The 21,911-nt window shown below is 69.9% G+C and carries 20 protein-coding genes; 4 read left to right on the forward strand and 16 right to left on the reverse strand.

Going from position 1 to position 21,911, the window contains the following annotated elements:
• Positions 1-169: 169 nt before the first annotated feature.
• The 4 genes from ACZ6C1_RS24500 to ACZ6C1_RS24515 all read right to left on the reverse strand — a co-directional run bounded on the left by ACZ6C1_RS24500 (position 170) and on the right by ACZ6C1_RS24515 (position 4,736).
• Positions 170-541 carry an FKBP-type peptidyl-prolyl cis-trans isomerase gene (locus ACZ6C1_RS24500; RefSeq protein ID WP_469243265.1) on the reverse strand — a complete coding sequence of 124 codons (372 nt, stop codon included), beginning with the start codon at positions 539-541 and terminating at the stop codon, positions 170-172.
• A gap of 45 nt (positions 542-586) precedes the next feature.
• Complete coding sequence (locus ACZ6C1_RS24505; RefSeq protein ID WP_469243266.1) at positions 587-1,567, reverse strand: FKBP-type peptidyl-prolyl cis-trans isomerase; 981 nt, start codon at positions 1,565-1,567, stop codon at positions 587-589.
• A 520-nt stretch (positions 1,568-2,087) separates the two neighbouring features.
• Positions 2,088-3,449, reverse strand: coding sequence for a Pup--protein ligase (pafA, locus tag ACZ6C1_RS24510; protein ID WP_073758312.1), 1,362 nt, complete (start codon positions 3,447-3,449; stop codon positions 2,088-2,090).
• 9 nt (positions 3,450-3,458) lie between these two features.
• A complete protein-coding gene (locus ACZ6C1_RS24515) occupies positions 3,459-4,736 on the reverse strand; it encodes an MFS transporter (protein WP_469243501.1) in 1,278 nt (425 codons plus the stop codon).
• Between the two features lie 273 nt (positions 4,737-5,009).
• Here ACZ6C1_RS24515 and ACZ6C1_RS24520 point away from each other — a divergent pair, with 273 nt between their 5' ends.
• A complete protein-coding gene (locus ACZ6C1_RS24520; protein WP_469243503.1) occupies positions 5,010-6,029 on the forward strand; it encodes a LacI family DNA-binding transcriptional regulator in 1,020 nt (339 codons plus the stop codon).
• Positions 6,030-6,258: 229 nt separating this feature from the next.
• Here the strand turns inward: ACZ6C1_RS24520 and prcA are convergent, their stop codons facing one another.
• From prcA to arc, 5 genes are all read right to left on the reverse strand, one after another.
• Positions 6,259-7,020 carry a proteasome subunit alpha gene (prcA, locus tag ACZ6C1_RS24525; RefSeq protein ID WP_469243267.1) on the reverse strand — a complete coding sequence of 254 codons (762 nt, stop codon included), beginning with the start codon at positions 7,018-7,020 and terminating at the stop codon, positions 6,259-6,261.
• Between the two features lie 34 nt (positions 7,021-7,054).
• A complete protein-coding gene (gene prcB / locus ACZ6C1_RS24530) occupies positions 7,055-7,900 on the reverse strand; it encodes a proteasome subunit beta (protein ID WP_469243268.1) in 846 nt (281 codons plus the stop codon).
• A 150-nt stretch (positions 7,901-8,050) separates the two neighbouring features.
• Complete coding sequence (locus ACZ6C1_RS24535; protein ID WP_016325855.1) at positions 8,051-8,269, reverse strand: ubiquitin-like protein Pup; 219 nt, start codon at positions 8,267-8,269, stop codon at positions 8,051-8,053.
• 167 nt (positions 8,270-8,436) lie between these two features.
• The gene (gene dop, locus ACZ6C1_RS24540) at positions 8,437-9,948 is read right to left on the reverse strand and encodes a depupylase/deamidase Dop (RefSeq protein WP_469243269.1); all 1,512 of its coding nucleotides are present in this window, start codon (positions 9,946-9,948) and stop codon (positions 8,437-8,439) included.
• 269 nt (positions 9,949-10,217) lie between these two features.
• Positions 10,218-11,984, reverse strand: a complete 1,767-nt coding sequence (gene arc / locus ACZ6C1_RS24545) for a proteasome ATPase (protein WP_351819187.1) — start codon at positions 11,982-11,984, stop codon at positions 10,218-10,220.
• Positions 11,985-12,216: 232 nt separating this feature from the next.
• Here arc and ACZ6C1_RS24550 point away from each other — a divergent pair, with 232 nt between their 5' ends.
• Positions 12,217-12,528, forward strand: coding sequence for a ferredoxin (locus tag ACZ6C1_RS24550; protein WP_469243270.1), 312 nt, complete (start codon positions 12,217-12,219; stop codon positions 12,526-12,528).
• Between the two features lie 4 nt (positions 12,529-12,532).
• Here the strand turns inward: ACZ6C1_RS24550 and ACZ6C1_RS24555 are convergent, their stop codons facing one another.
• From ACZ6C1_RS24555 to ACZ6C1_RS24570, 4 genes are all read right to left on the reverse strand, one after another.
• The gene (locus ACZ6C1_RS24555; RefSeq protein WP_469243271.1) at positions 12,533-13,108 is read right to left on the reverse strand and encodes a hypothetical protein; all 576 of its coding nucleotides are present in this window, start codon (positions 13,106-13,108) and stop codon (positions 12,533-12,535) included.
• A gap of 188 nt (positions 13,109-13,296) precedes the next feature.
• Positions 13,297-14,184, reverse strand: a complete 888-nt coding sequence (locus ACZ6C1_RS24560; RefSeq protein ID WP_469243272.1) for a tRNA (adenine-N1)-methyltransferase — start codon at positions 14,182-14,184, stop codon at positions 13,297-13,299.
• A gap of 18 nt (positions 14,185-14,202) precedes the next feature.
• On the reverse strand, positions 14,203-15,450 hold the full coding sequence (locus tag ACZ6C1_RS24565; RefSeq protein ID WP_469243273.1) for a site-2 protease family protein: 1,248 nt from the start codon (positions 15,448-15,450) through the stop codon (positions 14,203-14,205).
• A gap of 79 nt (positions 15,451-15,529) precedes the next feature.
• Entirely contained in the window at positions 15,530-15,745 is a 216-nt protein-coding gene (locus tag ACZ6C1_RS24570; RefSeq protein ID WP_469243274.1) for a hypothetical protein, read from the reverse strand.
• Between ACZ6C1_RS24570 and ACZ6C1_RS24575 the strand changes: the two genes are divergently transcribed.
• Both ACZ6C1_RS24575 and ACZ6C1_RS24580 read left to right on the forward strand, forming a co-directional pair.
• Positions 15,744-16,529, forward strand: coding sequence for a RecB family exonuclease (locus tag ACZ6C1_RS24575; RefSeq protein ID WP_469243275.1), 786 nt, complete (start codon positions 15,744-15,746; stop codon positions 16,527-16,529). The genes ACZ6C1_RS24570 and ACZ6C1_RS24575 overlap by 2 nt on opposite strands.
• A gap of 125 nt (positions 16,530-16,654) precedes the next feature.
• Positions 16,655-17,326, forward strand: coding sequence for a response regulator (locus ACZ6C1_RS24580; RefSeq protein WP_469243276.1), 672 nt, complete (start codon positions 16,655-16,657; stop codon positions 17,324-17,326).
• A gap of 115 nt (positions 17,327-17,441) precedes the next feature.
• On the opposite strand, the gene ACZ6C1_RS24585 is transcribed toward ACZ6C1_RS24580, so the two are convergent.
• The 3 genes from ACZ6C1_RS24585 to ACZ6C1_RS24595 all read right to left on the reverse strand — a co-directional run bounded on the left by ACZ6C1_RS24585 (position 17,442) and on the right by ACZ6C1_RS24595 (position 21,874).
• Positions 17,442-19,031: an ABC transporter substrate-binding protein gene (locus ACZ6C1_RS24585; protein ID WP_469243277.1), complete on the reverse strand. Its 1,590-nt coding sequence runs from the start codon at positions 19,029-19,031 to the stop codon at positions 17,442-17,444.
• 63 nt (positions 19,032-19,094) lie between these two features.
• Positions 19,095-20,693, reverse strand: coding sequence for an ABC transporter substrate-binding protein (locus ACZ6C1_RS24590; RefSeq protein ID WP_469243278.1), 1,599 nt, complete (start codon positions 20,691-20,693; stop codon positions 19,095-19,097).
• Positions 20,694-21,172: 479 nt separating this feature from the next.
• Positions 21,173-21,874 carry an HAD family hydrolase gene (locus ACZ6C1_RS24595; RefSeq protein ID WP_469243279.1) on the reverse strand — a complete coding sequence of 234 codons (702 nt, stop codon included), beginning with the start codon at positions 21,872-21,874 and terminating at the stop codon, positions 21,173-21,175.
• Between the last annotated feature and the right edge of the window lie 37 nt (positions 21,875-21,911).

Consider the following 21,911-nt stretch of genomic DNA (forward strand, 5'->3'; position numbering starts at 1 on the left):
GCTCAACGTACCGCCCCGGGGTGTCGCGGCAAAAGTCGCGCCGGGACTCGGGGCGGGAGTCACGGCAAGGCCGAGGGCCCGTGCCTGGAGGCACGGGCCCTCGGGGTGACCGGTTCCGGCCGAGAAGCGGTGACGATCACCGCCGGTCGGACGACGATCAGGTGGCGGATCAGACGCCGACCAGGTCGCAGACGAAGATCAGGGTCTCGCCCGGCGCGATGGCGTTGCCGGCACCGCGGTCGCCGTACGCGAGGTGCGCGGGGATGATCAGCTGGCGGCGGCCGCCGACCTTCATGCCCTGCACGCCCTTGTCCCAGCCCTGGATGACCTGGCCGACACCGAGCTGGAACTGCAGCGGGGTGCCGCGGTTCCACGACGAGTCGAACTCCTCACCGGTGGAGAAGGCCACGCCCACGTAGTGGACCTTGACCATGTCACCGGCCTTGGCCTCCGGGCCGTCGCCCTCCCAGATGTCCTTGATCTCCAGGTCCTTCGGCGGCTCGCCACCCGGGAAGTCGATCTCGGGCTTGTCGATGTTCACGAGAACAGTGCTCCTCAAACGATGTACTGATCAACCGGGACAGTCTTACATCACGGCGAGGATGTCGAGTGAGAAGACCAGCGTCGAGTTCGCGGGGATGTCCCCGGACGCCTGGGCGCCGTAGCCCAGCTCCGGCGGCACGACGAGCATCACACGGCTGCCGACCTTCTTGCCCGCGAGGCCCTGCTGCCAGCCCTTGATCAGGCTCTGCAGCGGGAACTCGGCGAGCTGCCCGCCCTTGTAGCTGGAGTCGAACTCCTTGCCGCCGTCCCACAGGACGCCCTTGTACTGGAGCAGCAGCTTGTCCGTGGGCTTCACGGCCTGGCCGTCGCCCTCCAGGATGTACTTCGCGACCAGGCCCTTGGGCGCGGGCTTCTTGGGGACGTCGATGGACGGCGCCGCGCCGTCGGTGTTGGTGCCGACCTTGGGGAGGTCGATGTTGTCCTGGGCGACCTCGCGGCCCTTGGCCGAGCTCTTGCCGTTGAACGTGCCACGGATGTCGACGACGAACACCAGCGTGTCGGTGCCCTTGATGCCGCCCTGCGGGTTGCCCTGCGAGCCGTAGCCGAGGGCCGGCGGGATGGCCAGCTCGACCCTGCTGCCGACCTTCTTGCCCGGCAGTGCCCGGTCCCAGCCGGGGATGAGCTGGCCGACGCCGATGGCGCTGGTCAGCGGCGCCTTGCGGTCGTAGGAGTTGTCGAAGACCTTGGCGGTGTCCCAGATCTGCCCGAGGTAGTCGAACTGGAGGAAGTCGCCCTTCGCCACCGTCTGGCCCTTGCCGGCGATGAGCGTCTTCACCGCCAGGTCGGACGACGGCTTGCCCGGCCCCTTGGCGACGGTCGGCTTCTGGCCGAACTCCGTCCCCGCGGTGACGGCGGGCAGCGGACCCTCCACGATCTTCGCGGAGGGCTCCGGGGGCGTGGACGGGCTCTCGTCGGTCTTGGCCTTGTCGGACTTGTCGTCGCCGCAGCCCGCGAGGGTGAGCAGGCCGGCGGGGACGGCGAGAAGGAGGGAGCGACGGCGCACGGAATGCCTCGTATCTTGGTCGGGATCTCGGGATCTGTAGGTCTTCGCAATCGAGTTCGCGAGGGTGTCGCGTCACTCTACGGCGTGACTCTACGACGTACGCGAGCCGCCGCACGAGCAACGCACGGCGCCTCACGGCGATGATCCCGCCTCACGCGTCCCAGGCCTCCGGCGCTCGACGCCCCGGTGTCCGCCCCGGTGCCGGCCGCCGCGAGCAGTCGCTTCGGGACCGGCCGCCGCGCCGGGCGGCACGTAGCGGGGCCACGGCCCCGGGACAGCCTCCGAGCCTCGGTACCGAGGCCTGACGCCCTTCCATCCCGGCCGGCCGCCCCCGCCTCCCGTACCCCGGCCGTTCCTGGTACCCCGGCCGCCCCCGGCCGCTCCCGTACCCGACCGTTTCCGGCTGGGCCCTCCGGCCTCCGGAGCCTCCGGCCGGGTGCCGGCCCGGGTCCGGACAGCGGTCCGGCCCCGGTGGGGCCCGGGCGGGTCCCACCGGGGCCGGGCCCCGCCGCCCTGCCGGCTACATGCCGGCGATGAGCTTCTCCACCCGGTCGTCGACCGACCGGAAGGGGTCCTTGCACAGCACCGTGCGCTGCGCCTGGTCGTTCAGCTTGAGGTGCACCCAGTCGACGGTGAAGTCCCGTCGCTGTTCCTGTGCCCGGCGGATGAAGTCGCCGCGCAGCCGCGCCCTGGTGGTCTGCGGGGGCACCGACTTGCCCTCGAAGATCTTCAGGTCGTTGCAGATGCGGGCGGCCTGTCCCTTCTTCTCCAGCAGGTAGTAGAGCCCGCGCCGACGGTGGATGTCGTGGTAGGCGAGGTCTATCTGGGCGACCCTCGGGTGCGACATGGTCATGTTGTGCTTGGCCCGGTACCGCTCCAGCAGCTTGTACTTCATGACCCAGTCGATCTCGGTACCGATCCGGTCGAGGTCCTCCTCCTCGATGGCGTCCAGCGTGCGGCCCCACAGCTCCAGGACCTGCGCGACGGTGCCCGTGCGGATACCGCGGCGGTCGACGAAGTCGGCGGCCTTCTCGTAGTACTCGCGCTGGACCTCCAGGGCGGAGGCCTCACGTCCGCTGGCGAGCCGGACCTTGCGCTGTCCGGTGATGTCGTGGCTGACCTCGCGGATCGCCCGGATCGGGTTCTCCAGGGTGAGGTCGCGCATCACCGTGCCCGCCTCGATCATGCGCAGCACGAGGTCGGTGGCGCCGACCTTCAGCAGCATGGTCGTCTCGGACATGTTCGAGTCACCGACGATGACGTGCAGGCGGCGGTACCGCTCGGCGTCGGCGTGCGGCTCGTCGCGGGTGTTGATGATGGGCCGGGAGCGGGTCGTCGCGGAGCTGACGCCCTCCCAGATGTGCTCGGCACGCTGGCTGACGCAGTAGACGGCGCCGCGCGGGGTCTGCAGCACCTTCCCGGCGCCGCACAGCAGCTGCCTGGTGACCAGGAACGGAATGAGGATGTCCGCGAGCCGCGAGAACTCTCCGTGGCGGGCGACGAGATAGTTCTCGTGGCAGCCGTAGGAGTTTCCCGCCGAGTCGGTGTTGTTCTTGAAGAGATAGACGTCGCCCGCGATTCCCTCCTCGTGCAGGCGGCGTTCGGCGTCGACGAGCAGGCCCTCGAGAATGCGCTCGCCGGCCTTGTCGTGCGTGACCAGTTCGGTCACGTTGTCGCATTCGGGAGTTGCGTATTCCGGATGCGATCCCACGTCGAGGTAGAGGCGGGCGCCGTTCCGCAGGAAGACATTGCTGCTGCGGCCCCATGACACGACACGGCGGAAGAGGTAGCGCGCCACTTCGTCAGGAGACAGTCGGCGCTGTCCCCTGAACGTGCACGTGACGCCGTACTCGTTCTCCAGCCCGAAAATGCGGCGGTCCATGACTGAACATTACGCCTGACGGCGTGTGCTGAAACCGGGTTCGACAGCACCGTTTCGATCATTTTCCGATGCCGCCACGACATCTCCGGCGTGTTGGGCCCGGCGAAGGGGAACTGCCAGTACGCGCCGGGTGGCCACCAGGACCAGCAGGGCGACGAATCCGCCGAGGCCCGCCACGGCGAAACTCGCGGCCGTGCCGGAGAGCTCGACGACCGGACCCGCCGCGGCCGTTCCGGCGGCGGCGCCCACGCCGAAGGTGGTGACGAGCCAGGAGAACGCCTCGGTGACCGTGCCGCGCGGGGCGTGCCGGTCGACGACGATGAACGCGCACGCGATGGTGGGCGCCAGGAACACGCCCGCGAGGGCCGCCAGGGCCGTCATGGGCACCACGCCGGGGGTGAGCAGCAGCGGCACGTAGCCGAGCGCCAGCAGGCCGACGAGAACCTGCAGACGGCGCTCCGGGGCGCCCGCCCACTGCCGGGCTCCGTAGAGCGTGCCGCCGACCAGGGCGCCGAGGCCCAGGGCGGCCATCAGCCAGCCGTACACGGACTCGCTGCCGTGGTCCTCGGCGTAGGCGTAGGCGGCGACGGTGATGGAGCCCATGGCGAGGCCGACGAAGAAGAACGAGCCGAGCAGGGCCAGCAGGCCTGGTGAGCGCAGTGCGCCGAGCCAGTGCGCCTCGCGGGGGGCGGAGCGCCAGGTGCGGGAGGGTTCGGACAGGACGACGGACAGGGCGCCGAGCACACCGATCGCGTTGATGGCGAGCAGGGCGGCGGCCGGCGACCAGAGCGAGACGAGCAGCGTTACCAGCAAGGGGCCGACCGTGAACATGACTTCCTGGGCGACCGCGTCCAGGGCGTACGCCCGGTGGACGCGGTCCTCGCGGCCGAGGACGCTCGGCCACAGGGCGCGCAGGCCGCCCTCCAGGGGCGGGGTGAACAGTCCCGCCACGGCGACGGCGGCGTACGTGAGCAGCAGCGGGTCGAGGCCCGTGAGGACCAGCAGCGCCATGCCGAGGGCGGAGACCAGGGCCGCCGGGAGCTGCACGCGGGGCTGGCCGTACAGGTCGACGGCGCGGCCCAGGAGAGGCTGGCCGACGGCGTTGCCGATGCCGTACACGGCGGCCAGCCCGCCGGCGAGGCTGTAGCTGCCGCCCTCGGCGCGGGTGAACAGCATCAGGGCGATCGGCCCGGTGGCGTTGGGGAGGCGCCCTATGAGGGTGCCTATGAGCAGCCTGGCGGCGTGAGGTGCCTTCAGGAGGTCGGCGTATCCGCCCGACGCGGCCATGTGCTGCCCCTCTCCCCCGGTGCTCACCCCGAGGTTTTACGTATAACGTCCTTCGTCATACGTACCATGTCGGCATCCCGCGGGTCCACTCCTCGCGGTCCGATCGTCGAAGCGGAGGCGTGCGTGCACCACCCGGACCCAGCGGTCCCCGACCCGTCGCCCCGGGCGGCGTCCGGCCGTACGGCGGCCGCGCCCGCGGCCCCGGAGCCGTCCGGGGCGGAGCCCGCCCGGCCCGCCGCGGTACCGGGCGCCGAAGCGTCCGGGGGCAACCCCGTGCCCGTGGCCGGCGGTGCGCGGCCCACCAGCCGGGACGTCGCGCGAGCCGCGGGGGTCTCGCAGGCCACCGTGTCGCTCGTGCTGGGCGACAAGTGGCGGGGGCGGGTCTCGGAGCGCACCGCGCGGCTCGTGCGGGAGACGGCCGACGAGCTCGGTTACCGGCCCAATCTCGCGGCGCGCAACCTCCGCATGGGCAGTACCAGGACCGCGCTGCTGGTGGTGCCGGCCCTCACCAACGAGTTCTTCGCCCGGGTCTACACCGGCGCCGCCGCGGTGGCCGCCCGCCACGGCTTCGGCGTGGTCCTGTACCCCTCTCCCGAGGGCGTCGGCCCGGCCAGGGACCCGTTCCCCTCCGCGCGGGCGGCACTCGACGGGGTGATCGCCTCCTCCATGGCCGCCGACGCGCTGCGGGCGATCCGCGGCACGGACCTGCCGCTGGTCATGCTCGACAGCGACCCGGCCGACCCGGGAGCCGCGGCCCATGTGAACCTCGACATCGGCGACGGGATGCGGCAGGTGACGGACCATCTGCTGGCGCTGGGTCACCGGCGGTTCCTGCACCTGTCGTCCGCCGTGCCGTCCTGGACCTTCGACGTACGCGGCAGGGCCCTGGCGGCCTGCCTGGACGGCCTCCCGGACGTCTCCGTACGGACCGTCCCGGTACCGCTGGAGGTGAACGGCGCCCGGGAGGCCGCCGAGCGGGCGCTGTCCGCGCCGGGGCCCCGCCCGACGGCACTGGTCTGCGACGACGACATCGTGGCGGCGGGCGCGTGCAAGGCGGTACGGAGACTGGGGCTGCGGGTCCCGGAGGACGTGTCGGTCACCGGGTTCGACGACCTCGCCCTGGCCACCGCGGTGGAGCCCGAGCTGACTACCGTGCGGCTCCCCGCGGAGCGGATCGGTGAGCGCGGGATGACGGCCCTGCTGGACGTCCTCGCGGGCCGCCCGCCGGAGCGCGGCGACCTCCCGGTCACCCTGATGCGCCGCGGCTCGTCGGGCCCGCCCCCGGCCTCCTGAACACGCCGGTCCGGGCGCCGCGGTGCCGCGTGCCCGCTCCTGGGGCGCTGCGGCGAGCGCGTCGGCACCGGCGCCCCACACCCGTGCCCCACACCCGCGCCGCGGACCACGCCCGGCTCGGACGGGAATCCGGGTACGGGATCCGGGACGGGATCCGGAGCGCACCCGGAGCCGACACGCCGGTGCCCCGGACCGCGGGGGCGGTCCGGGGCACCGGTGGGGCCTGGTGTCAGTCCTCCGACTCCTCCGGCTCCTCGTCCGAGGGGGCGTCGGTCGGGGTGGAGGCCGAGGCGTCCGCCTCCAGGAGGCGGGCCAGCTGGCGGCCGACGATCCGCTTGAACTTGCGCTGCTGCGGACGCGTGCGGTCCAGGATCGCCACTTCGAGCCGCTCCGCGGGGATCTCCCGCTCGCTGCCGTTGGTGTCCCGGGACAGCGCCTGCACGGCGAGCTTCAGCGCCTCGGCGAGCGACATCCCGTCGCGGTGCCGCTGGTCGAGGAAGCTGCTGATCTGCTCGGCGTTTCCGCCGACCGCGACCGAGCCGTGCTCGTCCACGATCGACCCGTCGTGCGGCAGCCGGTAGATCTGGTCGCCCTCCGGCGAGGTCCCCACCTCGGCGACGACCAGCTCCACCTCGTACGGCTTCTCCCCCGCGCTGGAGAAGATGGTGCCGAGCGTCTGGGCGTAGACGTTGGCGAGCCCCCGCGCCGTCACGTCGTCGCGGTCGTACGTGTAGCCGCGCAGGTCCGCGTAGCGCACGCCGCCGATCCGCAGGTTCTCGTACTCGTTGTACTTACCGGCCGCGGCGAAACCGATCCGGTCGTAGATCTCGCTGAACTTGTGCAGTGCACGGGACGGGTTCTCACCGACGAAGACGATGCCGTCGGCGTACTGCAGCACTACCAGGCTGCGTCCACGGGCGATGCCCTTGCGGGCGTATTCCGCCCGGTCCTGCATGGCCTGTGCGGGCGAGACATAGAACGGCGTCGTCACCGGCTATCCGTCCCTTTCTTCAGATGGGCAAACATCAGAGCAGCGCGGCGCGCGGGCCGTCGGGCTGTTCGAGGCGGCGATCCAGGATCGCGCGGGCGGTCTCGGAGGACTCGGCCTCGGTGAGCCGCCGGAAGCCCTCGTCGGTGATCACGGTGACGATCGGGTAGATCCGCCGGGCCACGTCCGGGCCGCCGGTCGCCGAGTCGTCGTCCGCCGCGTCGTAGAGCGCCTGCACGACCAGGGTGATGGCCTGCTGCTCGGTGAGGTCGTCGCGGTAGAGCTTCTTCATCGCGCCCCGGGCGAAGATCGAACCGGAGCCGGTGGCCGCGAAGCCGTGCTCCTCGGAGCGGCCGCCGGTCACGTCGTAACTGAAGATCCGGCCCTTCTCGCGGTCGACGTCCCAGCCGGCGAAGAGCGGCACGACGGCCAGGCCCTGCATGGCCATGCCCAGATTGCTGCGGATCATGGTGGAGAGGCGGTTCGCCTTGCCCTCCAGGGAGAGCTGGGCGCCCTCGACCTTCTCGAAGTGCTCCAGCTCGAGCTGGAACAGCTTGACCATCTCCACCGCGAGACCGGCTGTGCCGGCGATGCCCACGGCCGAGTACTCGTCGGCGGGGAACACCTTCTCGATGTCCCGCTGGGCGATCATGTTGCCCATCGTGGCGCGCCGGTCACCGGCGAGCACCACGCCACCGGGGAAAGTGGTGGCGACGATGGTGGTGCCGTGCGGTGCCTCGATGGCGCCCTGCAGGGGCGGCAGGGTCCGCTTGCCGGGCAGCAGCTCGGGTGAGTGATCGGCCAGGAAGTCCATGAACGAGGAGGAGCCGGGCGTCAGGAAGGCTGCCGGCAGACGCCCGATGCTACGAGGGTTGGCTTCCACGCGTTTCCTTCCGAAATGAGGCGGCGGCCCGCCGCTGCGGCGGTCGGGCCGATCATGCGTGCTGTGCACGGACCTTACCCGTGCCGTCGCCGGTCATCCTTCCCGGTGCCGACGGCTTTCACCGACGGCACCGGGAAGGGACAACGAGCTCTACTGTCCGCCCTTTTGCACGAAGGACCGTACGAAGTCCTCGGCGTTCTCCTCGAGGACGTCGTCGATCTCGTCGAGCACGGAGTCGACGTCGTCGGACAGCTTCTCCTGGCGCTCCTTGAGGTCCTCGGATGCCTGCGCGTCCTGCGCCTGCTCCTCGACCTCCTCGGTGGAACGTGTGGCCTTCTGCTGCCCGCCGCCGGTGTCCTTGGTCGCCATATCCCTCACCCCGCTCGGTTTGCCCGCTTGGTTCGGTCTCTCAAGATCAGACCCTACAAGGACGGTCTGACATCGGCCCTGCACTTTCTCCAACGTCCAGGGAGTATCCCCATGATTCCCGGAGATCTCCGGGCCAAGCTCTTTTCGTACGAGTACTCGGCCGGTGGTCAGTGGCCGGACAGCACGCGGACCAGGTCCTCGGCCGTGCGGCAGCGGTCCAGGAGCTCCTTCACATGGTTACGTGTACCACGCAACGGTTCCAGGGTGGGCACCCGCTGCAGGGAGTCCCGGCCGGGCAGGTCGAAGATCACCGAGTCCCAGGAGGCCGCGGCCACGTCATCGGCGTACTGCTCCAGGCACCGGCCCCGGAAATAGGCCCTGGTGTCCTCCGGAGGCTTCGCCTGGGCTCGTGTGACGGCGTCCTCGTCCAGCAGCCTCTTCATCCGCCCGCGGGCCGCCAGACGGTTGTACAGGCCCTTGTCGGGCCGTACGTCGGCGTACTGGAGGTCCACCAGGTGGAGCCGTGCGGCGTCCCAGTCCAGCCCGTCACGGCGCCGGTAGCCCTCCATCAGCTCCCGCTTGGCCACCCAGTCGAGCTCGCCCGCCAGGCTCATCGGGTCGTTCTCGAGCCGGTTGAGGGTGTCCTCCCACCTGGACAGCACGTCCTTGGTCTGCTCGTCGGCGTCGGCGCCGAACCGCTCCTCCACGTACTTGCGGGCCAGCTCGAAGTACTCCATCTGCAGTTGTACGGCGGTGAGTGTCCGACCGCTGCGGAGCGTGATCAAGTACTGGAGGGAGGGGTCGTGGGAGACCTGGTGCAAGGTGCGCACCGGCTGGTCGACGGCGAGGTCGACGGTGATGAAGCCGTCCTCGATCATCGACAGCACCAGGGCCGTGGTGCCCAGCTTGAGGTAGGTCGAGATCTCGGAGAGGTTGGCGTCACCGATGATCACATGGAGCCGGCGGTACTTCTCGGCGTCGGCGTGGGGCTCGTCCCGGGTGTTGATGATCGGCCGCTTGAGGGTGGTCTCCAGGCCGACCTCGACCTCGAAATAGTCGGCGCGCTGGCTGAGCTGGAAGCCGTGCTCGTGGCCGTCCTGGCCGATGCCGACGCGTCCGGCGCCGGTGACGACCTGCCGGGAGACGAAGAAGGGCGTCAGGTGGCGCACGATGTCCGAGAAGGGGGTCTCCCGCTTCATCAGGTAGTTCTCGTGCGTGCCGTAGGAGGCGCCTTTGTTGTCGGTGTTGTTCTTGTAGAGGTGGATCGGCTGGGCGCCCGGCAGCTGGGCCGCCCGCTCCGCGGCCTCCGCCATGATCCGCTCGCCCGCCTTGTCCCACAGGACGGCGTCGCGCGGGTTGGTGACCTCGGGCGCGCTGTACTCGGGGTGCGCGTGGTCGACGTAGAGCCGCGCGCCATTGGTGAGGATCACATTGGCCAGGCCGATGTCCTCGTCCGTGAGCTGGCTGGAATCGGCGGCCTCGCGGGCGAGGTCGAAGCCGCGGGCGTCCCGCAGCGGATTCTCCTCCTCGAAGTCCCAGCGGGCGCGCCGCGCCCGGTGCATCGCCGCCGCGTAGGCGTTGACGATCTGGGACGAGGTGAGCATGGCATTGGCGTTCGGGTGGCCGGGGACGGAGATCCCGTACTCCGTCTCGATGCCCATTACTCGCCGTACAGTCATGCGGCCCTCCTTGCCCGGCGGCGCCCCCGTCCGGGAACGGCGCTCAAGTACCGCTGCTTCTCCGATGCGTGTGCGGTGCCCGTCCCCGCACTGCGCGACTCGGCGGTACGGAAGAGCCTAGAACGCCTCTGCGCTGGTGGGGAGATCAATTGAGTCATTGCTGCGGTGTGGTCGGAATGATGGCCAGGGACCGGTGAAAGCAACCGGCCGCGGATGCCCTCCCCCGCCGTGGGCGGGGGACTCCCGGGCACCCGCAGCCGGAATGCGATCTACAGGTACTGACCGGTATTCGCCACCGTGTCGATGGAGCGACCGGTGTCGGCGCCCTGCTTTCCGGTGACGAGGGTGCGGATGAAGACGATCCGCTCGCCCTTCTTTCCGGAGATACGGGCCCAGTCGTCCGGGTTGGTGGTGTTCGGCAGGTCCTCGTTCTCCTTGAACTCGTCCACGCAAGCCTGGAGGAGGTGGGAGACCCGAAGGCCCTTCTGGTTGTGGTCGAGGAAGGCCTTGATGGCCATCTTCTTCGCCCGGTCGACGATGTTCTGGATCATCGCGCCGGAGTTGAAGTCCTTGAAGTACAGGACTTCCTTGTCACCATTGGCGTAGGTGACCTCGAGGAACCGGTTCTCCTCGGATTCCGCGTACATCTGCTCCACGACCGACTGGATCATTGCCTGGGCCGCGGCTTCCTTGGACCCATTGTGCTCGGCCAGGTCGTCCGCGTGCAGCGGCAGCGAAGGTGTCAGGTACTTGGCGAAGATGTCCTTGGCCGCCTCGGCGTCCGGACGCTCGATCTTGATCTTCACATCGAGCCGGCCCGGCCGGAGGATGGCGGGGTCGATCATGTCCTCGCGGTTGGAGGCGCCGATGACGATGACGTTCTCGAGGCCCTCCACACCGTCGATCTCGGCGAGCAGCTGGGGGACGATGGTGTTCTCCACGTCCGAGCTGACACCGGAGCCGCGGGTGCGGAAGAGGGACTCCATCTCGTCGAAGAAGACGATCACCGGGGTGCCCTCGCTGGCCTTCTCACGAGCACGCTGGAAGACCAGGCGGATGTGCCGCTCGGTCTCGCCGACGTACTTGTTCAGGAGCTCGGGGCCCTTGATGTTGAGGAAGTAGCTCTTCCCCGCGGGCTGCCCGGTCACCTCGGCGACCTTCTTGGCAAGGGAGTTGGCGACGGCCTTCGCGATCAGCGTCTTGCCGCAGCCGGGCGGGCCGTACAGAAGGATGCCCTTCGGCGGCCGGAGCTCGTGCTCCTGGAAGAGGTCGGGGTAGAGGTACGGAAGCTCGACCGCGTCGCGGATCAGCTCGATCTGGTTCCCCAGACCGCCGATCTTGGTGTAGTCGACGTCCGGGACCTCCTCGAGGACGAGTTCCTCGACCTCGCTCTTCGGGATCACCTCGTAGACGTAACCGGACCTCGGCTCGAGCAGCAGGGCGTCGCCGGGCCGGATGGTGATGTCCAGCAGCGGCTCGGCGAGCCTCACCACCCGTTCCTCGTCGGTGTGCCCGATCACCAGGGCCCGCTCGCCGTCCTCGAGGATCTCCTTGAGGGTGACGATGTCCCCGGCGCGCTCGAACTCCATGGCCTCGACCACGTTGAGCGCTTCGTTGAGCATCACTTCCTGGCCGCGCCGGAGCTCGTCGAGCTCGACGCTGGGGCTGACGTTCACCCGGAGCTTGCGGCCCCCGGTGAAGATGTCGCAGGTGCCGTCCTCGTTCGCCTGCAGGAAGACACCGAAGCCGGCCGGGGGCTGCGCGAGCCGGTCGACCTCCTCCTTGAGGGCCACGATCTGGTCGCGGGCCTCACGGAGCGTATTGGCGAGTCGCTCGTTCTGTGCGGACACGCCGGCCAGGTTGGTCTGCAGCTCGACGATCCGCTCTTCGAGAATCCTCGTGTGACGCGGAGAGTCGGCGAGCTTACGTCGCAGGACGGCGATTTCCTGCTCGAGATAGGCAACCTGGCCGGCAGGGTCTTCAGACCCCCGCCCCGGCCGGATGCCGCGGTTGATGTCGTCGTCGTGGGCTGCCACGGTCCTCACCTCCTCCAAGGGGAGCTGGACGCTTCCTGACCCTACCTGGGTGGGTGGTGATTGAAACCCCTAGATCACAAAGACTCTCGGGGTGTGTCCGATCTTCACCCTTGCGCTCTCCCTCGCATCAGGGGGATACCCACCCATCAACACTTGAAAGCGGCCGGTTGTATCGTCGGAGTGGTCAACACCCGTCAGGGTTGGCCCGACTTACCACACCAGAGGCAGGAATATGACCGTGCAGCACGAGGCTCCGACCACGGGCGCCGGCGAGGCCCTGGAGGTCTGGATCGACCAGGACCTCTGCACCGGCGACGGGATCTGCGCGCAGTACGCCCCCGAGGTCTTCGAGCTGGACATCGACGGCCTGGCGTACGTGAAGAGCGCCGACGACGAACTGCTGCAGGACCCCGGCGCCACGACGCCCGTCCCGCTGCCCCTGCTGCAGGACGTCGTGGACTCCGCCAAGGAGTGCCCCGGCGACTGCATCCACGTGCGGCGCGTCGCGGACCGCGTCGAGGTCTACGGCCCTGACGCCGAGTGACCGTTCACGCACTCCCGGCTTCGGCCGTGGCGGAGCGGACGAACTTGTCGCCCTCCCACCGCCACTTGACCGTCTCGCGCTGATCGGGACAGCAGCTCGGTACGTCCGGTGAGGAGTAGCCGAGCAGGGTGGCGGTGACCACCCCGTCACGTACGGCGATCCGGCCGACGCTGCGGCGCTCGGCCGGCTCCACCAGGGTGGCCACCACACGGGATCCGGTGCCGGTGCCGCGGGCCAGGACGTACACGCCGCTGGGCGGTGTTCCCGAGCCCGCGCGGCAGTGCGCCGCCACGACCGTCTCCGGCCGGCCGTCGCCGTCGATGTCCCCCGTCGCCCGCTTCGCCACCACGCTGGCCGCGCCCGCGCATTCGAGTGGGTACGTCACCGCCGCCGGGTCGGGAGCGGGCGCCGGCGCGGGGGCGGCCGCTGGCCGGATACCGCCGGCCTGGGAGGCGGTGGCGGCTTCGGGCTGGAGCACTCCGGCGCCTGCGACCACCGCCGCCATCGCCGCGGCGGTGGCGAGCCAGTGCACCGGGCGGGCGTGGGTGTGCGCGAGGTCCGGAAGGGCGGAGGTCTGCACGCGGAGTGCCTCCTGTGGGCTGTGCGGTGGGGTGGCCAGCATCGTGCCATACGTCACAGGGGGGTGGAACCACGGGGTCGGATGTTCCACGGAGCGCCGAACGTGAGGGCGCCGCCGTCGAGTTCCCCACCGGTGGCGGGAACTCGACGGCGGCGCCGTCGCGTTGTCGGGGCGTCAGCCCAGGGGCGTCAGCCCTTGTTGGGGCCTTCGTAGTCCTCGCCGTACGCGCCCTTGGCGGGACGGCGGCGGCGCATCGGGGGCTCCACGCCGTCGGCGAGGCGACGGGCGGTGAGCAGGAAGCCGGTGTGGCCGATCATGCGGTGGTCCGGGCGGACGGCCAGGCCCTCGACGTGCCAGTTGCGGATCATCGACTCCCAGGCGGCCGGCTCGGCGAAGCAGCCGATCTCGCGGATGGACTCGACGGTCCGGGCGAGCTGGGTGGTGGTCGCGACGTAGCAGCAGAGGATGCCGCCCGGGACCAGGGCCTTGGAGACCGCTTCCAGGCACTCCCAGGGCGCGAGCATGTCCAGGATCACCCGGTCGACGTCGGTGTCGGACAGGTTGTCCTGGAGGTCGCCGACCGTGAGCTGCCAGGCGGGGTGCGGGCCGCCGAAGTAGCGCTCCACATTGCCCCTGGCGATCTCGGCGAAGTCCTCGCGTCGCTCGTAGGAGTGCAGCATGCCGTCGTCACCGATGGCACGGAGCAGGAAGCTGCTGAGCGAGCCGGAGCCCACCCCCGCCTCGACGACGCGCGCGCCGGGGAAGATGTCGGCGAAGGCCAGGATCTGCCCCGCGTCCTTGGGGTAGACCACGGCGGCGCCGCGGGGCATGGACAGGACGTAGTCGGGGAGCAGGGGGCGCAGCGCGAGGTAGGCGACGTTTCCCGTGGTACGGACAACACTGCCCTCGGGAGCACCGATCAGCTCGTCGTGCGGGAAGGAACCCTTGTGGGTGTGGAAATTCTTCCCGGCCTCGAGCGTGAACGTGTAGTGGCGTCCCTTGGGGTCGGTGAGCTGGACCTGGTCCCCGACCTCGAAGGGCCCGCGACGGCGGGCGGCACCGGTCGGTTCGGACATGTGACCAGTGTATGGGCTTCAGGAACCCGGCCGTGCCATCGCCTGGACGAAGGCCCGCTCGACGTCCGCCGTGGACAGGACGCCGTAGATCTCGCCGGACTCCTCGACCACCAGGTACTCGGTGGCCGGATTCGTGCGCAGCTTGTCCAGGAGCGCCTCGCCGGCGAGGTCCGCGGGGACCCTCATGCCCTCGGTGAGGTCCTGGGCGAGGCCGCTCACCGCGACCCAGGGGCGGCGGTGCTGGGGGACGCCGACGATGGCCGTTTCGCGGACCAGGGCCGTGGGCTCGCCCTGGCCGTCGACGACGACGAGGGCGCGGGCGCCGGCCTCGTTGGCGCGGCGGAGTGCCTCGGAGAGGGGGGTGTCGGACTCGACCGGGACGGCACGCCGGGTGAGGGTGCGGGCGCGCAGTTCGGGGAGGTGTTCACGCAGCCGCGCCATACGGAGGCTGTTGCCGGCGCCGGTCCAGATGATGGCGGCGAGGATGGCGGCGAGGAGTGCGTCGGTGACGGTCTCCAGGCCGCTGATGTCCTCGGTCGCGTTGCCCAGGGCGCCGGTGTGGGTGAGGAGCGGGAGGCCGATGAGGACGGTGACGGCGAGGGCGCGGCCGACCCAGGCGGCGGCGACCGTGCCGCTCATGGGCTTGCCGGTGATCTTCCACACGACGGCGCGGAGCATGCGGCCGCCGTCGAGGGGGAGGCCGGGCAGCAGGTTGAACGCGGCGACGATGAGGTTGGAGATCATCAGGCCGGCGAGGAGGACACCGGGCACGGTGCCGGGTTCGGCGGCGTACATCGCGGCGTAGAAGACCCCTGCGAGGACCAGCGAGAGCAGCGGGCCGACGACGGCGAGGACGAACTCGCGGCCGGGGGTGTCGCACTCCTTCTCGATCTCGGAGACGCCGCCGAAGAACTGGAGCTGGATGCGGCGCACCGGCAGTTTGAAGCGGAGCGCGGCGACCGTGTGGGCCAGTTCGTGCACGAGCACGGAGGCGTAGAAGGCGACCGCGAAGAAGAGGGAGACCAGGTAGCGGGCGCTGCCGAGCTCGGGCAGGACCCGCTCGATCTGGCCGCCGAAGACCCAGGTGATGAGGGCGGCGACCAGGAACCAGCTGGGAGCGACGTACACGGGCACGCCGAAGATGCGGCCCATCAGGATGCCGCCGCCCGCCTGTGGCCGCTGCGGCTTTCCGCTGTCGGGAGCGGTGGCTCCGGCCGGGTCGGACCGCGGGCGGGGGTGCTCGCCGCTCTCGTCGTCCTTGTTCACAGGTTCCCTTCGGTGTGAAGCGTCACACGACGATCATGCATGGTGGGAGGCTCTGGCGTCGATGGTATGCCGCTCGTTGTCAGTGGCGGGCCGTAGGGTTCTGAACCATGACCACGAGCCCGTCCAGCTCTCCCAGCCCGTCCGCCCCTCCGAGTCCGTCAGGTGACGCCGGTGCGTCCGGCGACACCGGGCCGTCGACCGGCGCCGGGGCGTCCGGCGACGTCGGCCGGTCCGGTGGGAGTCCGGTGCCGAGGCCGCCCGCGTCGCTCTCGCCTTCGCGGGCGAGCGACTTCATGCAGTGCCCTCTGCTGTACCGCTTCCGGGTGATCGACAAGCTGCCGGAGAAGCCGAGCGCGGCGGCGACGCGCGGCACGCTGGTGCACGCCGTGCTGGAGCGGCTCTTCGACGATCCGGCGGTGGAGCGGACGGCGCCGCGGGCCAAGGCGATGGTGCCGGGGCAGTGGACGCGGTTGCTGGAGTCCAGGCCGGAGCTCGGGGAGCTGTTCGAGGGGGACGCGGACGGGGAACTGCTGGCGCGCTGGCTCGCGGAGGCGGAGCAGCTCGTCGAGCGGTGGTTCACGCTGGAGGACCCGACGCGGCTGGAGCCGGCGGAGCGCGAGCTGTTCGTGGAGACCGAGCTGGAATCGGGGCTTCGGCTGCGGGGAGTGATCGACCGGGTCGACGTGGCGCCGACCGGTGAGGTGCGGATCGTCGACTACAAGACGGGCAAGGCCCCGCGTCCGGAGTACAGCGAGGGCGCGCTGTTCCAGATGAAGTTCTACGCCCTGGTGGTCTGGCGGCTGAAGGGTGTGGTGCCGCGCCGGCTGCAGTTGGTGTACCTCGGCAGCGGTGACGTGCTGACGTACGACCCGGTGGAGGCGGACCTGCTGCGGGTGGAGCGCAAGCTGCAGGCGCTGTGGGAGGCGATCGCGCTCGCCACCGAGACGGGTGACTGGCGGCCGCGTCCGACGAAGCTGTGCGGGTGGTGCGACCACCAGTCGGTCTGCCCCGAGTTCGGCGGCACTCCCCCGGTCTACCCGCTGCCGATCGTCCCGGCACCGCGGGTGGACGAGCCGTAGGACCGCGGGTCGGGCGGAGCGAATGGTTCCGCGTCGGCACGGGGTGCGGGGCCGGGACCGGCGGAGTCGGGGCGGGGCGGTCAGGGCAGAATGGGCTCGGTCAGCTGAGCCTTGAAGGAGTACCTGTGGCTATCCGCGTCCTACTGGTCGACGACCAGCCGCTGCTGCGCACCGGCTTCCGGATGATTCTGGAGGCGGAGCAGGACCTCGCGGTCGTCGGTGAGGCCGGGGACGGCCTCCAGGCTCTCGACCAGGTCCGGGCGCTGCAGCCCGATGTGGTGCTGATGGACATCCGGATGCCCCGCATGGACGGTGTGGAGGCGACCCGGCAGATCACCGGGCCGGGACGGGACGGACCGGCGAAGGTGCTGGTGCTGACGACGTTCGACCTGGACGAGTACGTGGTGGAGGCGCTGCGCGCCGGGGCCAGCGGCTTCCTGCTGAAGGACGCGCCGGCCAATGAGCTGGTGCAGGCGATCCGGGTGGTCGCGGGGGGCGAGGCGATGCTCGCGCCGAGCATCACGCGGCGGCTGCTCGACAAGTACGCGGACCACCTGCCCTCGGGCGAGGAACCCGTTCCTGACGCGCTGAACACGCTGACCGACCGTGAGGTCGAGGTGCTGAAGCTCGTGGCGCGCGGATTGTCGAACGCCGAGATCGCCGCCGACCTGTTCGTCAGCGAGACGACGGTCAAGACCCATGTGGGTCATGTGCTCACCAAGCTGGGCCTGCGTGACCGGGTCCAGGCGGCGGTGTACGCCTATGAGAGCGGCCTGGTGCGCCCCGGCGCCCAGTGACCGCACCCCCGAGCGGGACCGGGGCGGATGCGGGACGCCTGGAAGCCCGTGATCCATGCACGAAAGCGGGGTGCCCGACGCCGGTCGGGCACCCCGCTTGTCGTTTCGGCCGGTGTCAGCCCTTCTTGATCTCCCAGAAGCGGAAGACGGTGGACGCGTCCAGCGTCCACTCCAGGCCCGTGACGCCGGTGCGGGCGACCGCGTACTGCTTGCCCTGCCACAGCGGCAGGATCGGCACGTCCTTGGCGACCAGGTCCTGGAGCTTGCCGAAGTCCTCCTCGGCGGCGGTCCGGTCGGCGGTCGCGGCGGTGCGCGGGACGAGCGTGCCGGTGATCTTGTTGTTCTCGTAGTTGTTGTTGAGGACGTTGCCCTCACCGAAGAACGGCTGCGTGAAGTTGTCCGGGTCCGGGTAGTCGGGGACCCAGCCCTTCACGTACACGCCGTACTTGCCGGCCTTGATGTCCTTCTCGTACTGCTCGAACTCGACGGACTTGACGGTGGCGTCGAACAGGTTGCTGTCGTTGAGCTGCTTGGCGATCGCCTTGAGCTCCTCGTCGGTGGACGGGCCGTAACGGCTGGGCGTCGACCAGAGGGTGAGCTTCACCTTGCCGTCGATGCCGGCGGAGCGGAGCGCCTGCTCGGCCTTCTTGGGCTGCGGGGCGTCGCCGTACTCGTTGACGTAGGCGGTGTTGTGGCCGACGATCCCCGCCGGGATGATCGAGTAGAGCGGGGTGGCGGTCGACCGGTGGATGTTGTTGACGAGGGCGTCACGGTCGACGAGGTACGCGATGGCCTTGCGGACGCCGAGCTTGCCGACGACCGGGTCGTCGACGTTGAACACCAGGTGCTGCACCTCGGCGCTGGAGCCCTCGACGACCTCTATCTCGCGCTCCGAGGACGTGTTGGAGGCCTGGATCGCGGCGATGTCGGCCGCGGCGAGGCCACGGTAGGCGACGTCGACCTCGCCCTTCTGCAGGGCGGAGCCCAGGGCCTTGCGGTCACCGTGGAAGAACTTCAGCGTCACGCCGCTGTTCTTCACCTTGCTCGTGCCGCGGTAGTCGGGGTTGGGCGAGAAGACGGCCTCGCCGTCCTGGAAGGAGTCGAGCTTGTACGGGCCGGAGCCGACGGCCTTGCCGTCCTCGCGCAGTTCCCCGTCCTTGTACTCGCGGTGGTCGACGATGGAGCCGGCACCCGAAGCGATCTTGCTCGGGAAGGTGGCGTCGGGGACCTTCAGCGTGAACACGACGGTCTTGTCGTCCGGCGTGTCGATCTTGTCGATCGTGCTGAGCAGCGGCGCGGGGCCGGCCGGGTCATTGATCTTCAGCGCGCGCTCGAAGGAGAACTTGACGTCCTCGGAGGTGAGGGCGTTTCCGTTGCTGAACTTCAGCCCGTCGCGCAGCGTACAGCGGTAGACCTTGCTGCCACCCTGGTCGAAGCCGCACTTGTCGGCCGCCTCCGGCTGGGGCACCGAGGCGCCCTTGGGGAAGCTGAGCAGGGACTGGAAGACGTTGTTGAACAGCAGCCACGAGCCCGGGTCGTAACCGGCGGCGGGGTCCGTCGCCAGAACCTCGTCGGACATGCCGACGATCACCGAGCCGCCGGAGCCACCGGCGCCGCTGCTCTTCTCCTCGCCGCAGCCGCTCAGCAGGGCGGCCGCAAGTCCCGCAGCCAGCGGGGCCGTCAGCCACTTGTTGTGTGCCTTCACAGGAACCTTGCCTCTGGATCTCATCGCCGGCCGAGCCCGTGTGCGCGGCCGGGTACAGCACGGTCAGGCGATACCTCGGGCGAGCTCCCAGAGCTGCAGATCCGAGGAGGTGTTCAGCGCCCACTCGACACCGGTCAGGTCGTCGCGGGCGGCGACGTACTGCTTGCCCTGCCACAACGGCAGTACAGGCACGTCGGTTGCGACGATGTCCTGGATCTGCGCGAAGGCGGACGAGGCGGCGTTGCGGTCTGCCGCGCGGCGCGATTCGGGGAGGAGCCGGCTGCGCGTGGCGCTGTTGACGTAGGGGGTGTTGAGGAAGTTGTCCGCGTCGAGGAACGGCGCGACGTAGTTGTCGGGGTCCGGGAAGTCGGGGAACCAGCCGAGGCCGTACACGGCGTACTCGCCGCGCTTCTGGGCGGGGCGGAACTCTGACCACTCGGTGCCTTCGATGCTGACGTCGAAGAGCTTGGTGGCGTTGAGCTGGTCGCGGAGCGCCTTGAACTCGTGGGCGGTGCCGGCGCCGTAGTGGTCGCTGGTGTAGTGCAGCTTCAGCTTCACCGGGGTGGTGATACCGGCGTCGCGGAGGATGCCGGCGGCCTTCTCGCTGCTGGGCTCGCCGTACTTGTTGAGGAACGAGTTGGTGTGCGCGGTGATGCTGGAGGGGATCAGCGAGTACAGGGGGGTCGCGGTCGACCCGTAGACCTTGCCGGCGATCTGGGTGCGGTCGACGACGGCGGCCATGGCCTGCCGGACGGCCTTGTCCTTGACGGACGGGGCGTTGGTGTTGAAGCCCAGGTAGCGGATCTCCAGGCCGGGAACCTCGGTGATCTTGATGCCCGGCTTGGGGTTCTCGTTCAGGTCCTTGATCTGCTCGGGCGACATCGTCCGGGTCATCATGTCGATGTCCCCGGATTCGAGGGCCTTGCCCATGGCGTCGGCGTCGTCGAAGGAGCGCAGCTCGACGCGGTCGTTGCGGAGCTTGATGTCGCCCTTGTAGTGGGCGTTCTTGGTGAAGACGACCCTGGTGACGCGGTCGCCGCTGACTTCGGCCTTCATGGTGTACGGGCCGGAGCCGTCGACCTGGAAACCGTCGCGGAGCTTCTTGGCGTCGTACTTCTCGCTGCTGAGGATGCCGGCGACGGGGGTGGAGAGCTTGTACGGGAAGGTGGCGTCCGGGCTCTTCAGGTGGAAGACGACCTCGTCGTCCCCCTTGGTCTCGATCGTGTCGATGTTCGACAGGAGGCCGGCCGCGCCGTTGTCCGCGTTGATGGTGAGGGCGCGCTCGATGGAGAACTTCACGTCCTTGGGGGTGACCGGCGTGCCGTCCGCGAAGGTCAGGCCGTCGCGGAGGGTGCAGCGGTAGCTCTCGCTCGCCCGGTCGGTGAAGCCGCACCGGGACGCGGCCTCGGGCACCGGGGCGCCACCGCCGCGCGGTACGTGCATCAGGGTCTGGACGGTCTGGCGCAGTACGTTCCAGACGCCGGTGTCGTACGCGAAGGCCGGGTCGAAGGGTGCGGCGGCGTCCTCGGTGGCGGCGAACCGGTCGGTGGTACCGACGACGATGGCGTCACCGCCGGAGCCGCCGCCCGAGCCGCCGCACGCGACGAGCACGGGGGCGAGCAGGCCGAGTACGGCCGGCAGCACCAAGGTCCTACGGTTCATTCTGGACGTTCTCCTCATCCGGCACTGGGTACAGCGATGTACGGACACTCCGCCGCGTCCGCCCGGTCGGGGCGGAGCGATCGGGCCGGGATACAGAGCGATCGATCCTGTGTTCCCGTGGGCCTGGTGGGTCCGACGGGACACGCGGAAACTGCGGCGAAGTTCTCGGCAAGAGATTAGTAGGCAACGCCACACCCGCAGGAACAGGACCGAGTTGAGGCCTCGTCAGACGGTGATGAGGAATGCGCGACAGTCGATCACTATGCGTAGGAATGATTCGTACGCGACTCCATGAAACGGACACATCGACAGGGCGGAAGTATGGCGTTCCGGGCATGCAGACCTTTCCGGCCATGCAATTTGCGCCACGCTGAGTGACCAAGGTCACTCGCGAAATCCTTGGCCGGGGTAACGGAAAATGCATGATCCGGTGCCCTGGGTTGGCGTCGCTATTTCCCCGGGGCACGCTCGGTGCGCGATCAGTTCATTCGCGTGATCAATGTGCGGAGAAAACGCAGGTCGACTTCTTCCAGGGACCGCACGACGACCCGTCCGTCGGCGGGTGCGATGGGCGCGACGGAGGGCACCGCCACCACCCGGCAGCCGGCCGCCTCGGCGGCGGCGACACCGGTCGCGGTGTCCTCGATCACGGCGCATCTGCCCGGCTCGGCGCCCACCCCGCGCGCGGCCAGGAGGTAGGGGTCGGGGTGCGGCTTCGTACGGGACACCTCGTCGCCCGCCACGGTGAGCGTGAAGCGGTCGCGGCCCAGCGAGTGCAGGACGCGGTCGATGATGCGGCGGTGCGAGGCGGAGACCAGTGCGGTGGGGACGTTGTGCGCGGCGAGCTCGGCGAGCAGCCGCTCGGCGCCCGGCATGAGGGGGACACCGCGGCCGATGCGCTGCTCGAAGCGCTCGTTGAGCAGCACCGTCAGCTCGGCGAGGGTGATGTCGGCGCCGGTGGCCTCGATGAGATAACCCGCGCTGCGGGTCATCGGCCCGCCGACGACCACGTCGCGCCAGGACTCGTCGAGGGCGTGGCCCAGCTCACCGAAGACCTCGACCTCCGCGTCCCACCAGAACCCCTCGGTGTCGACGAGCGTGCCGTCCATGTCGAGGAAGACCGCCTGCAGGGCGGAACCCTCGGCCATGCGGGTCAAGGACGCGGGGACCGTACTGGTCATCCGGCACACCTCCATGGAGGGACGAGAAGGCCGATCG

It is taken from the genome of Streptomyces sp. NPDC041796, assembly GCF_055590785.1.

What these genes read in the sequence shown, in the direction of transcription:
- pafA (WP_073758312.1), bottom strand. Translation starts at nt 3,449, where the DNA reads ATGGACCGCCGCATTTTCGGGCTGGAGAACGAGTACGGCGTCACGTGC.
- ACZ6C1_RS24515 (WP_469243501.1), bottom strand. Translation starts at nt 4,736, where the DNA reads ATGGCCGCGTCGGGCGGATACGCCGACCTCCTGAAGGCACCTCACGCC.
- ACZ6C1_RS24535 (WP_016325855.1), bottom strand. Translation starts at nt 8,269, where the DNA reads ATGGCGACCAAGGACACCGGCGGCGGGCAGCAGAAGGCCACACGTTCC.
- dop (WP_469243269.1), bottom strand. Translation starts at nt 9,948, where the DNA reads ATGACTGTACGGCGAGTAATGGGCATCGAGACGGAGTACGGGATCTCC.
- ACZ6C1_RS24550 (WP_469243270.1), top strand. Translation starts at nt 12,217, where the DNA reads ATGACCGTGCAGCACGAGGCTCCGACCACGGGCGCCGGCGAGGCCCTG.
- ACZ6C1_RS24560 (WP_469243272.1), bottom strand. Translation starts at nt 14,184, where the DNA reads ATGTCCGAACCGACCGGTGCCGCCCGCCGTCGCGGGCCCTTCGAGGTC.
- ACZ6C1_RS24575 (WP_469243275.1), top strand. Translation starts at nt 15,744, where the DNA reads ATGCAGTGCCCTCTGCTGTACCGCTTCCGGGTGATCGACAAGCTGCCG.
- ACZ6C1_RS24570 (WP_469243274.1), bottom strand. Translation starts at nt 15,745, where the DNA reads ATGAAGTCGCTCGCCCGCGAAGGCGAGAGCGACGCGGGCGGCCTCGGC.
- ACZ6C1_RS24590 (WP_469243278.1), bottom strand. Translation starts at nt 20,693, where the DNA reads ATGAACCGTAGGACCTTGGTGCTGCCGGCCGTACTCGGCCTGCTCGCC.
- ACZ6C1_RS24595 (WP_469243279.1), bottom strand. Translation starts at nt 21,874, where the DNA reads ATGACCAGTACGGTCCCCGCGTCCTTGACCCGCATGGCCGAGGGTTCC.